The following is a 12484-nucleotide window of genomic DNA, read 5'->3' as shown; positions in this document are numbered from 1 at the left end:
CTATCCCTCAAGAGTACCTTCGTGATTCATTGGGGGATTCTTTCTATGGATCTTCCGGGAAATATAAGCCTTCACTTCCTCTATAAGCTCATAAATGATCGGCACGACAATCAGTGTGAGAATCGTCGATGTCGTCAATCCGCCGATAACCACAACGCCAAGGCCTTTACCGATCAAAGCTCCTTCACCGGACAAGCCTAGAGCCAGCGGAAACAGTGCCATGATGGTTGCACCCGCCGTCATGATGATAGGTCTGAAACGGACTTTACCTGCCTCAATCAAGGCATGGCGAACCGTATAACCTTCCTCACGCAGCTGCTGGGCACGGTCGATCAACACGATGGCATTCGTGACAACAATACCAATAAGCATCATAAAGCCAATCATGGAGGTGACATTAAGAGCTTGCCTTGTAATGACCAGCCCGATTAAACCGCCGATCGCCGCTAACGGAAGCGAGAACAAGATGGCGAATGGTGCAGCTGCATTACCGAAGGCAAGCACCATGACGAGATATACCATGAAGACGGCAACGCCCATAGCCATGAATAATTGCGAGAAGCTTTCATTAATATCCTGATTAACCCCTCTGACCTCGCGAGTTACGCCATCTGGAAGCTCAACCGTTCGCAGTGCAGCAGAAACCTTGGCACTAACCGCGTTCTTGTTTTCCGCTTTAATCTTTGCAGTTACCCTTACGAGCTGCTTCTGATCGTCACGCCCCAAGGATACGGCACCCGCAACAAGGCTGATCTTGGCTACCTCTTTTAAATACACGACAGAACCGTTCGTACCGCTCAAAGGAATATTGCCGAGCTTCTCAAGCGAGTTTTTATCTGACTTATCCATAGATACCGTCGTCGTATACGTGACTCCATCCAGCTTTAAGTCGCCGAGCTTTTGCTTTTGAACCCAGTTGCTCGCCGCTTCACGGACAGTGGATGCAGTCAACCCGAAGGCGCGAGCCTTTTTCTGATCAACGGCAATTTCAACCTCTGTTTTCCCGTCGCTCAAGCTATCCTCTATCTCGCTTAACTCCTCGAACTCCTGCAGCTTCGTTTTGACAATGGCTGCAGCCTGTTCCAAGCGATCTTGATCCTCACCCTTCAGATTGTAGGAGAAGTCCGTGCTCGACACCCCGTTACCGCCGCCTACACCTCTCGGCTGTACTTCAGAGCCTGCAGGAAGCTCAGAGAGGATAAACTGCTTCACCTGCTCCTTCACTTTATCGGGATCTACTTGCTCATTGACCTCAACATAGATTTGGGAAGCGTAGGTTACCCGATCGGTACCGTTGCCGTTATACCCAGCCAAGCCTTCTACATAGGTGAACAGCGGATTGCCTTGGCTATCCTTCTCGTTCATCAGCAGCTGCTCCAGCTCCTGAGTCTTCGCAGTCGTAGCTTCGAATGCTGTTTCATTAGGCAGCTTCATCACGAAATACATCGTTCGGGAGGGCTTACCATCCGGAAGAAAGGATACACTTAACGCTGGGATTGTAGCAGCCAAGGTGACTACAAACAATAGTCCAGCCAATAGCAGTGATTTGATCCGGTGTTTCAACGACCAATGTAAAATATTCTCGTAGGTTTGCATAAATTTGCCCTGAGGCGCATCCTCATGTGACGAGTGGCCTTTGCCGGGCTTTCCTTTGAGCACCAGCAGCTTGGCCAACATCGGAATAACGGTAAGGGCTACCAGCAAGGAAGACAACAATGCGCATGCCAATGTAATGGCAAACGGCTTGAAGAACCCGCCTACCACACCGCTTACCATACCAATCGGCGCAAAAACGCCTACTGTAGCCAGCGTTGATGAGGTGATCGCCATGGATACTTGCTTGGTCGCCAGCATAATGACGGATTCATTACGCTTTTGCGCCTTCTCGAGCGTCGTATATATATTTTCAATAACAACGATGGAATCATCCACTACACGTCCGACGGCTATGAACATCCCGCCGAGCGTCATCGTATTCAACGTTAACCCAAGCTCCCACATCAGCAGCAGCGTGATGAGAATCGAAAGCGGAATCGATACGAGTACGATCAAGGTCATCCGCACATTGCGAAGGAACAGCAAAATCATAAACGAAGCCAGCAGCGCACCAACCACGCCTTCGCGCAGCATGCCGTTAATGGATTCTCTGATTTCGTCCGCACTATCGTAGGTCGTTTTGAAAACCGCATTCGGCATCGTCGTTTTCCATTGTTCCTTTAATTTCTCAACGGAATCCGAAAAATCAACCGCATTGGCGTTACCCGTTTTGTACAAAATCATTGAGATCGCCGGTTTGCCGTTAAAGCGCCCGACAAAATCGGATTCCGTAATCGATTTGACCTTGGCAACACGGTCCAGCGTAATGATGTTTCCTTTGCCGCCCGTTAGTTCAATTTGTTCGATATCGTATACGCTTTTAATATCGCCAGTAACGCGAGCGCTCTTATCGTTGCCGCTGACCTGCACGGTTCCGATCGGACTTTTGGTCACAGCAGCACGTATTGCCGAGGTGACTTGGGTCGGAGTCAAGCTGTACGCATTCAAGGCGTCAGCATCCAATTCGATATCCAAGCTAGTATCCCGAACACCGATGGAATCCAAATGGTCAATCCCTTTGACCGATTCCAAATCCGGTTTAATCGTATCTTCATAGAGCTTGTCCAGCTCTGTCTGACTCATCCCATTCTCTGCGTTAGCTACCAAATAAATAGAAGGCATTGAAGCCGCTCCGAAGGTCGAAGCCTTAGGAGTACCTGCTGAATCCGGAAGCATGACTTCCTGCAGCAGGCTCTCGACGTCCTGTTTCTTTTTCTCGGTATCTACGTTTTGCTTAAACTGCAGCATAATTCTGGCATTATTTTCACTCGAAGTTGATCTCATGGAATCGAGATCCTCGATATTGGCCAGCTTCTTCTCCAATGGCTCTGTCACTTGTTCCATGACGTCCTTCGGCGAACCCGTATAGGTCGCACTTACCATTACAACAGGGAACGATACGTTCGGCATGTTCTCTACCTTGAGCTTGCTCGTCGCAAAAACGCCGCTTCCGAACAAAAGAATCATGATAATGAACAAGGCCGACACATTTTTCATGGAAAACTGGGTTATTCGGTTCATTTCAGCACTCCCCTCGGTCCTTTCCTGATTTGTCTTTCGGCTATTTTTTTATGTACAAAATCTAGCATAATATGGCAATATGAACTCAATATGAATAATACGAAAAAAAGCCGGCACCCTATCATCGGATACCCGCTCCCTTAATTATTCCTTATGAATTTAACGCTTTTTTCTTCATCACACCAGGGAGCAGCACTTTAAACACTGACCCTTTACCCAGCTTGCTATCCACCGTAATAACGCCTTGATGCAGCTCCACAATCTTTCTTACTATAGAAAGCCCCAAACCGTTGCCGCCTATCTCTCGCTGCCTGGAATGATCTGCTTTATAGAAGCGATCAAATATATGATGGATTTCATCCTGAGATATGCCTATTCCCGAATCATGCACCAAAACCTGCACACGATCGATCATCGACTCCAGCCTGACCTTAATTTTGCCGCCCTGTGGCGTAAACTTGATCGCATTGCTAAGCAAATTGATCCATACCTGGCTGAGCTGGTCCTCATCTCCAACGATCATCACCGGCGGTAATGTCAGCTCCATCTCCAACTGCTTGGCGGACCAGATCGGTTCCTGGGATACGATAATCCGGCGTATTTGTTCATCCAGACGGTAGGATGCGGGGTGAAACGGATGATGCTCCGATTCCAAGGAGGCCAAACTAAGCAAATTATCGCTAAGGCGGGACAAGCGCTCTGACTCGGTCATGATGATTTCCAAATACTGATGGCGTTCCTCTTCAGGCAGCTCCGTATACCGGATGAGCTTGGAAAACCCGGCAATCGACGTCAGCGGCGACTGAATCTCATGGGACACGCTGGACACAAAATCCTGCCGCATCAGCTCAAGCTGCTTGAGCTCTCCCGCCATATGACTGAAGCTTCGGGCCAGATCTCCGACCTCGTCCTTGCGTTTCAACCAACTGAAGGTAATGTCAAAATCCCCCTTGGATATACGCTGGGTAGCCTGCGTCATTAATTTAAGAGGCTTGACCAAATAACGCGCCGCAATAAGCACAACCGCGCTTCCCATTATCAAGGTGATGGCTAGAACGGTAAACAAAATATAATTGAAATTATCTTCCGTATTTCGCATTACCGGTCGTACGAACACGGCATAGCTTTGGTCCTTTATTTTAAAAGGATACCCAACATATTGCTCGAAGGGCTTTCCGGCTTGCCTCTCAACCTGGCCCTTCAACACTTGCTCCACCGTCGAATCCAGAATCATCGTTCTATCCTGCTGAGGTCCAAACACACTCTTGTTCAAATTAGAATCGTACAGCGTGATATTGTATCGCCTGGCCCAATGAAGGTTATGTAAATAGGTCTCCATATCGGTTCCCTTCATTTCCTGAAAAATCGCGACGATGTCCTCCGACGCATTATATAAATCCTTCTGCATCTCCGATTCGAACAAATCCCTAAACCAATAGTTGGCAGCGTAGAAGGCAATGAACAAGCTCAAAATGACCGAAACGATAAACGTCAGTGCGACTCGAACATAGAGAGACCGGATCATACCTTAAGCTCCAATTTGTAACCTAATCCTCGTACCGTAATAATTGAAAAATCAGATGCATCCTCAGCAAATCGTTCTCTAAGCCTCTTAATATGAACATCCACCGTGCGCTCTTCCCCTTCGTAATCCATCCCCCATATTTGGTCCACCAGCTGATGTCGCGTAAACACCTGATTCGGATGCCCAGCCAGGGTAAACAGCAGCTCAAATTCCTTTAAAGGAAGGGTCTGTCGGTTGCCGTGACGGCTCACTTCAAGGTTTTTCCGGTTCAATTCCGTATCTCCGATCAGCATGACTTGGGAAGTATTGATCCGGTATCGCTTCATCAGCGCCTTGACCCGCATCGCCAGCTCCATCGGGTCAAACGGCTTAACTACATAATCGTCGGTGCCTAGCTGGAACCCCTTCACCTTATGCGCAGGCTCACTTTTGGCAGTCACCATCAGCAGCGGAAGATCAGGATACCGGCTGCGAACTTCCTTGCACAGCTCCCAGCCATCCATCAGCGGCATCATTATATCGAGAATGACCAGGTCGACTCTTGTCCGATCCAGCAATTCCAGAGCCTCAAGCCCGTTGCTGCTGTCGAGCAGCTGCATCTCATCGTTTCGTAGAGCTAGCTTGATCAGTTGTCTTATAAAAGGATCATCGTCCACAATTAACACTTTGGTCATCATCGTTCCTTCTTTCGTTGACACACCAAGCGGCTCGGTGACATCTCTTGGACCATTAGCCAGCTTGAGTACTTCCGTGATTTAAACGTTATGTATACCTGAACGCATTCTTATCCTATTTTATCATACCTTGCTAATATGAACTGATTATGAACTAAGTGGAAAAAAATCAAAAAAAAAAAAAAAACGCCATAGGGCGTTCTTGAATGTTTATAATCATGGTTGGTCTTTTGAGGTTTCCGTCCTAGTCTCAGCTCATGTCTTTTATAGTTTAAAGGCTATCGATTAATCCAAAATAAAGCCGGAGGTTAAGTTAGCCACTGTACCTGTCATTGCTCCAGCTTGTTCCGATGCCATAAAAACAGCTGTGTTCGCAACCTCAGCAAGCGTGGGAAGTCGCTTCAGCAGCGTGCTGCCCGCCGCCCCCGCCAGCATTTCTTCAAGCTTAATCCCAGCGAGCTCTGCATTATGACTGAAGATTTCCCGGCTGTGGGAACCTGCTTCTACCGTCTCGGGAATCATATGGGACCTGATGCAAATAACCCGAATCCCTTGCTGCCCAAGCTCACCCGCCAGATGGCGGGAAAAAGCTTCGACCCCGGCACAGGCGACACTGTGTCCCATATAGCCTGGTCCCGGCATAAGAGACGCTGGAGTCGAGAGCGTGAGAATGACTCCCGATTTATTCTTCACCATGTGCCGCGCCGCAGCCTTTGCAGTAATATAATTTGTCCGAATGTAACGTGCGACCGGGTACTCAAAGTCCTCAAGAGAAAGTTCGGCGAACGGCGTCCCCTGTACATGAACAAAACCTACTGCATTCAGCGCAATGTCGATGCCACCTGCCTTCGCCGCTACAGCATCAGAATGCCTCGCCACTGACTGTTCGTCAAGAGCATCGACTTGAGCTATATCGACAATTCCCCCTGAAGCAGTTATTTCACTAGCTACCGCATCTAGTTTTTGAAGCGTAGGGCCTGCGAGGTAAACCCTTGCTCCCTCTAGGGCAAAAGCACGAGCAACCGCACTGCCGATCGCACCGCCCCCTCCGTAAATCACCGCGTTCTTGTTTTTGAGCCGCATAGTTCTAACCTCCTTTTTCTTAAATATACCAGATGATCTATAATGTGGTTTCTTATAAATTGCTATCTTGGAAACCAACTTGTTCCGTCATTCCATCAAGGTATCCATATCATTTTGCCAGTGGTTGTCTACATACCCACGCTGGCTGGACCACTCGGCGAGCATTTTTCTCTGACGCATTTCTAAATCCCTAAAAGGAGCGGCGTCAAAAGAAATTTTATTAAAACGATCCAAGAAATGAGGCCCTTCCTTAAACTTCCTCATAGCTCCTATCTCCATATCGTTTGCAGCCCAAACTACCCTTTTAATACTAAATGATAACAAAATCGTGCAGCTGCACATCGGACAAGGCTCACATGTCGTGTACAGTGTATAGCTTCTTTTCAGCAGTTTTTTATTCTCCAAATCGACCATGGTTGATCCCGCATTTCTAATAGCGTCAACCTCTGCATGTGCTGTTGTATCTGCCTCCGAAAATACTCTGTTACGGCCTCTGCTAATAATCACACCGTCAGAATCTACTATAATAGCCCCTATAGGGTAAGTCCCTTCATCCTTGGCTTTTTCAGCTTCCATAAAGGCCTCGAGTAAATATTTGCGATCATCTATCATGAATGGTTGCTCCTTAAATGACTGTTTTTATTTATCAACCGAAGCCAAATCAAAAAAAGGCATAGAGTCCTTTTTCAAAATAATGAAATTCGCTCTCTCCTATGCTCCGCTTGCCATAGCCTTCGAAGAATGTATGAACCTCGGATTCCTCTTCAAAGATGTTCGGCTTTGGTCGTATTGCCAAACACACATCATAACGTGGGTCGCCTAATGCTCCCCCGCTCCAATCTATCACACTTGTAATTTCTCCTTCATGAACCAATACATTATCAATTGTAAAGTCACCATGAATGAGTGTATTCTCTACCGGCGCTGGCTTATTATTTTTCAAAAATTGTAATAAATCTTCCGTGCCGTCAACCTTATATTTTTGTAGATTAATTTCCGCTCGTCGCAGCATCTCATCCAGCCACAATCCATCTTTAACTAGAGCTCTTGGACAGGGTGTCGAATGAATTTGAAACAAAGCTTGCCCAAATTTATATATTAATTCATGCTTTCTATCCCTATTATTTTCATTACTTAAGGTGGATCTTAGTGTATCTCCTTCAAAAATTCCATCAAAGCCCAAGCTTGATCTTCACTTTTTTGTTCCACAAAATGATATACCTTTGGAGTTGATAACGGCGCTACAGAAAGACTCTTTAAAACACCTACTTCCTCAGAGAGCCAGGTAGAATACTGCTCGCCTTTTGTTCTTTTTAGAACAAACTTGCCATGTTCGCTTTGAATGATTCCAACATCAGAAGTATGGCCCTGCCTTGGAAATGTGATGTCTTTAATACTACCTAAGTAATGATTAAACTCATTTGGTATTTCGTTTAAATAAATTGGAACCAAGGGATCAATACCTCCTTTAAAATTAAATAATTACGTGGGCATCAACCATTCATAGCACCTTTCAATTTTGTATCACATACAATTTACATGATATTTACATAAATTAACAGATCCTATTTTAGAGTCTATATGGCAAAATACAGCGTTGGGTATCCCTCCAGATAGTTTCAGCGGTAACTTCCTAGAAAAACGAATAACCACAGTTCGGATTTTTCCGTACTGTGGCTTATGAACTAGTCAATACTTACTTAACCCCTTTTTCTTTTGCAATCATATTGTTCGTTTCTTCCTCTATTTGACGGAAAGCCGTATTCAGATCCATTTTGCCTGTCGCAAGATCCGCATCATATTTGAGATATATTTTTTCTGCATTGGTATCATATTTTGTTTTCGGAGCGACTGATGAATAGTTTTGATTCACAATGGTTTGCAGATTTTTCCCTTTATGTGGACTGCTCTCGCCGAACTGTTTCTTAATGTTCTGATCGGTCAGCACTGGAATAATTCCTTTACGTGACAACTCCGTTTGCTTTTCATCACTTAATATATGCTGAATGACATCCATCGCCAGTTCCTTGTGTTTGCTCGTCGAGGTGATGCTGAAGTACGTTGGCAAGGTTTGCGGACCCAAATTCGGCGCTTCCTTATATTTAGGGAACGACACGATATCCCAATTCATATCCGCCATAGGCGGGGTCAAGAAATAATTGCCTAAAGCAACCGTCATTGCAATATTTTTATCCTTTGTAAAAAAAGTCGGTGAACGCATTTTATTTCCGGCTGTCTGATATATTTTCGTAAGAACGTCGTAAACCGGCTTCCATTTTTCATTTTGAATCGTGGCTTTCTCTGTTTTAGGATCCACATACGATAAAGAAAATGGATTCAAAACAAGATACTGGTTGTTATATAAGCCTATTCCATAATATTCGGTGCCTCCGTCCACTTTATTAAACTTTTTTCCTAAATCTAGAATTTCATCCCACGTCATGCCATCCTTAGGGTACGGGACCCCGAACCTATCAAATATATCTTTGTTATAATACAAGGCTTGTGTGTTGATAACGACAGGAAGAGCGTACATTTTGCCGTCTGAGCTTTGCTTTGCGTACTCTACTGTGGACGGTTCTAGCTTGTTCAAATCCATTTGCCGTTTCTTAATCATGTCCGACATATCATACTCAAGCTTCATATCTTTTAAGTTCGTAAAAATTTTGGATACAGCGTCCCAATAAATGTCGATGTTCGTTCCTGAAGCGACTACTTCAGGCAACAGCGGTCCCGCTCCCTGCTTGGTAATATATTTGAAGGTATGCTGAGGGAACTTTTTGCGGATGGAATCTCCGAACCGCTCATTAAATTCTTCTTGGGACCAGCCGCTTTCGGAATAAATAACAAGCTCTACCGGTTCATTCGTTTTCTCTGAAGCAGTCTGATTGCTCACGTTGACGTTGGCGCTCGTGTTCGTATTGGTTTTCCCACTTGCGCTGCAAGCAGTTATCGACAATGCCAACAGACTGGCTGTGCTGACTTTTAAAATAAGCCTGACTCTATGGGTCATCTGGTATTACCTCTCCTTCTTCTAGTTTCGTTCCCCGATTACGTTACGTATATGAGTTTCTCGACACACCGCTTAGCTAAGGCATCATAGGCTCTTTAGTTTCACAAGCTCACTTCTCGTGATTGCCCATGGATCAGACATCACTTCCACGATATGGTTATTGGACGTCAGGGCATATCGCTTGTTAATCTGACCAGAAACCACATCCCCCCACTGCATATAAAGAGTCACGAGCGGAAACCTGCTGCGAATGTCATCCAAATATTTGAGGTTATCGATCGGTGTCTCCATATTGATTCCTACTTCTCCCCAGCCGAGCACTTTGCCGTATTTGGGGTCCGAAAATTCATCATAGAGTTGCGAATTCGCGGGTACGTCATCAGAATCGTAATATAGATCGGGAGCGATAATATCCACATACTCATTGCCAGGATATTGTTCCAATGCGCGCTGTAAGGAAGCTTTTGCATCAGGACAAAACATCCACAGTACATTGTGCAAGCCCCTCGTCTCGGTAAAATACCGGAACATGTGCTGCCATACGGATAAAAGCTGGTCCGTTGCTCCTGTGCCCCACCAAAACCACCTGCCGTTCATTTCATGCAGCGGTCCCCAGATGACAGGAATGTCCTTCTCTGCATATTGCGCTATAATATCCGCGATTACGCTGAGCCAATCATTCCATCGTTCATACACAGAATTGCCCGGTGTAATCAGCTCCTCCAATTGATGGCCTTCGGGTATGGAAGACCACGACGTTTCCAGGGTCCATGGATTGCTGGCATGCCACATCAATCGCAATAAACCGCCTTGCTCATGATGCTGTAAAGCGTACTCTCTCCAATTGGAGTCGGAGGGACGGTTCTCATTACCTGCTCCAACCACATTACGCCCGCTGACGTCAAATCCGACCAAGCCTGGAAACTCGCCCGACAAGCGAAATACGTCCAGATAAAATCGCTCCCATGCTTGATGGGCATCGTATGAATTCGAATTATTTGCATTGCGGGTAATGTATTGACCTATAACCACACGCCGGTCCACCTGATCGGTCAACGACTTAAACCACTCCAGCAGTTCCCGAACACAAGGGGCGGCGAATGAATCACATGGCATTTGTACTGTCATGCTATAACCCTCCTATTAATAACCTCCAATGGTCGGATACCATTCCGGCCGTCGCGGATCTTGGTGGAACCGGGCATAATAGTCGCCCTTCTCTTCATAATAGCGCTCATACTTCGCCATCTTCTCTTCGTCAAGCTCCACGCCCAGACCTGGTCCCGTTGGAACGCTAATGCAACCGTTTTCATATCTCATTAATCCACCCGCTATAATATCATCCGTTAAGTAGTGATAATGGGCATCTCCAGCAAAGATCATCGCAGGAATAGTTGACGCTGTATGAAGCATGGCAGCCAGCTCGATGCCAAATTCCACCCCGCTATGCATAGCAACCCCCATATTAAACGTATTGCAGATGGCAACAAGGTCCTTTACACCTCGAGGTCCTTCCCAATAATGAATATCTGTCAGTATGATGTCTACCGCTCCCATGCGGATCGCAGGTCCCAAATCGTCAAACTTGTTCGGATACATATTCGTTGCAATAGGAATCCTCACTTGATTGCGTACAGCGGCATTACCTTCCAAGCCCCAGGCAGGGTCTTCGTAATATTCCAAGCCGAGTGCTTCCAATCGGTGTCCCATCCGGATCGCTGTAGGAACCGACCAGGCTCCGTTCGGATCGATCCTTAGGCCGAACGAATCGCCGAGCCGCTTGCGGCATAGCTCGAGCACTCTTACTTCTTCTTCAGGCTGCATAACACCTGCTTTCAATTTCATAGATGTAATACCTAATTCATGATATAGCTGTTCGCAATAATCTGCCATATCTTCTGCACTTCGGTCGTCGCCGCCATTGAGACGGTCATACCTCCAAAACAAGTACCCTATCATCGGCACTTCGTCCCGAACTTTACCTCCCAGCAAAACGTTGAGCGGCCGCCCCAGCACTTTGCCCTGAATATCCAGACATGCCATTTCAATGGCTGCATAAAGCCTGGCATTCGACATGTAGTAGATGCTGCGAAGCACCTTTAATTTAATTAATTCCAATTCGAATGGGTCCAGCCCAACGATTCTCGGCTTCAGCTTCTGCAGAGCTCCGCGCGCATCTCCTCCACCCACTTCACCCAGACCGACGATGCCTTCATCCGTAATCAACTCCAATACGGTACGAAGAAAATAACCGGGATGGACCCCTGTGCTATGTCTCAATTGCGCTGTTGTCGGGATGGCGACACATCTTGTGCGCATGTCTATAATTTTCAAAGGGTACTCCTCCTTTATAAAACACAGATCACAGTTTTCCGTATTTTTTGTATATTTCCACCGGGTCCTCACCAGTTGCAAATTCAGCACGTGCATTGTTCTCGACTCGGACAAGCTCTTCGGTTTTTTCCAGCACCTCGACAACGAGTGCACGCGGAATAACCACGACGCCGTCTAGGTCCCCGAAGAGAAAATCCCCAGGATGAACTGAAACGATCGAAGATAACGCACCCCGAAGCCCGATCGGCATTTGCCAGTCGTAGTAGCTCCAGCGCATAAAGGCTTCCACCGGAGTCTGATATTGGCAAAATACCGGGAAGTTATCCTTTAGCAAAAATCCAGTATCACGACATCCTCCATCAACAACCGTACCGACAACACCGGATGCCTTGCCGAGCACGGCATTCATCTCACCGTAATGAGCAGCCTGATTATCCATGCTGCAATCTCTCGTATCGATAAGCGGGCAGCCGATCGCTCTCATATCGTTAAACAAATGAATACGGCGAGTGCGCAAGTCTTCGTCGCCCTTAATGTCGGGAATGCCTTTAATGGTAAAGGCCGGTCCCGCCAGCACCATGTCCTGTCGAATTGGCTTTACCCCGTGCGCAAGAGCCTGATTGGGGTATCCCAAATGATCCAGTACATCGTATACGGCACCCGTATATAATTCCTTGTATCTTTCAATAAGCTCTGTTACCGGTATTCCATACTCATAATTTTCTTTCCAATCCATAG

11 protein-coding genes are annotated in these 12484 nt (G+C 46.5%); all 11 read right to left on the bottom strand.

Annotated features, from left to right (window positions below; genetic code table 11):
• Entirely contained in the window at positions 1 to 3117 is a 3117-nt protein-coding gene (locus tag QMA13_RS05230; RefSeq protein ID WP_282939974.1) for an efflux RND transporter permease subunit, read from the bottom strand.
• 151 nt (positions 3118 to 3268) lie between these two features.
• Entirely contained in the window at positions 3269 to 4642 is a 1374-nt protein-coding gene (locus QMA13_RS05225) for a sensor histidine kinase (RefSeq protein WP_282939972.1), read from the bottom strand.
• On the bottom strand, positions 4639 to 5316 hold the full coding sequence (locus QMA13_RS05220) for a response regulator transcription factor (RefSeq protein ID WP_282943264.1): 678 nt from the start codon (positions 5314 to 5316) through the stop codon (positions 4639 to 4641). The genes QMA13_RS05225 and QMA13_RS05220 overlap by 4 nt, the downstream gene beginning before the upstream one ends.
• 285 nt (positions 5317 to 5601) lie before the next feature.
• A complete protein-coding gene (locus tag QMA13_RS05215; RefSeq protein ID WP_282939970.1) occupies positions 5602 to 6399 on the bottom strand; it encodes an SDR family NAD(P)-dependent oxidoreductase in 798 nt (265 codons plus the stop codon).
• 87 nt (positions 6400 to 6486) lie between these two features.
• Positions 6487 to 7011, bottom strand: a complete 525-nt coding sequence (locus QMA13_RS05210) for a nucleoside deaminase (protein ID WP_282939969.1) — start codon at positions 7009 to 7011, stop codon at positions 6487 to 6489.
• A 49-nt stretch (positions 7012 to 7060) separates the two neighbouring features.
• Positions 7061 to 7582, bottom strand: coding sequence for a phosphotransferase family protein (locus tag QMA13_RS05205; RefSeq protein WP_282939968.1), 522 nt, complete (start codon positions 7580 to 7582; stop codon positions 7061 to 7063).
• Positions 7546 to 7851, bottom strand: a complete 306-nt coding sequence (locus QMA13_RS05200; RefSeq protein WP_282939967.1) for a hypothetical protein — start codon at positions 7849 to 7851, stop codon at positions 7546 to 7548. Before QMA13_RS05200 ends, QMA13_RS05205 begins: the two co-directional genes overlap by 37 nt.
• Positions 7852 to 8095: 244 nt before the next feature.
• The gene (locus QMA13_RS05195; RefSeq protein ID WP_282939965.1) at positions 8096 to 9412 is read right to left on the bottom strand and encodes an ABC transporter substrate-binding protein; all 1317 of its coding nucleotides are present in this window, start codon (positions 9410 to 9412) and stop codon (positions 8096 to 8098) included.
• 84 nt (positions 9413 to 9496) lie between these two features.
• A complete protein-coding gene (locus QMA13_RS05190) occupies positions 9497 to 10540 on the bottom strand; it encodes a glycoside hydrolase family 26 protein (RefSeq protein WP_282939964.1) in 1044 nt (347 codons plus the stop codon).
• A gap of 15 nt (positions 10541 to 10555) precedes the next feature.
• On the bottom strand, positions 10556 to 11746 hold the full coding sequence (locus QMA13_RS05185; RefSeq protein ID WP_282939963.1) for an enolase C-terminal domain-like protein: 1191 nt from the start codon (positions 11744 to 11746) through the stop codon (positions 10556 to 10558).
• A gap of 28 nt (positions 11747 to 11774) precedes the next feature.
• Positions 11775 to 12482, bottom strand: coding sequence for an RraA family protein (locus QMA13_RS05180; protein ID WP_282939962.1), 708 nt, complete (start codon positions 12480 to 12482; stop codon positions 11775 to 11777).
• Between the last annotated feature and the right edge of the window lie 2 nt (positions 12483 to 12484).

The sequence above is a fragment of the Paenibacillus sp. RC67 genome, from assembly GCF_030020805.1.
Classification (GTDB): Bacteria; Bacillota; Bacilli; order Paenibacillales; family NBRC-103111; genus Paenibacillus_S.
This window is presented reverse-complemented; position numbering and strand designations above follow the sequence as displayed.

Excerpts from the sequence above, each read along its gene's own strand:
- QMA13_RS05230 (WP_282939974.1), bottom strand. The coding sequence starts at position 3,117 with ATGAACCGAATAACCCAGTTTTCCATGAAAAATGTGTCGGCCTTGTTC.
- QMA13_RS05225 (WP_282939972.1), bottom strand. The coding sequence starts at position 4,642 with ATGATCCGGTCTCTCTATGTTCGAGTCGCACTGACGTTTATCGTTTCG.
- QMA13_RS05220 (WP_282943264.1), bottom strand. The coding sequence starts at position 5,316 with ATGACCAAAGTGTTAATTGTGGACGATGATCCTTTTATAAGACAACTG.
- QMA13_RS05215 (WP_282939970.1), bottom strand. The coding sequence starts at position 6,399 with ATGCGGCTCAAAAACAAGAACGCGGTGATTTACGGAGGGGGCGGTGCG.
- QMA13_RS05210 (WP_282939969.1), bottom strand. The coding sequence starts at position 7,011 with ATGATAGATGATCGCAAATATTTACTCGAGGCCTTTATGGAAGCTGAA.
- QMA13_RS05195 (WP_282939965.1), bottom strand. The coding sequence starts at position 9,412 with ATGACCCATAGAGTCAGGCTTATTTTAAAAGTCAGCACAGCCAGTCTG.
- QMA13_RS05190 (WP_282939964.1), bottom strand. The coding sequence starts at position 10,540 with ATGACAGTACAAATGCCATGTGATTCATTCGCCGCCCCTTGTGTTCGG.
- QMA13_RS05180 (WP_282939962.1), bottom strand. The coding sequence starts at position 12,482 with ATGGATTGGAAAGAAAATTATGAGTATGGAATACCGGTAACAGAGCTT.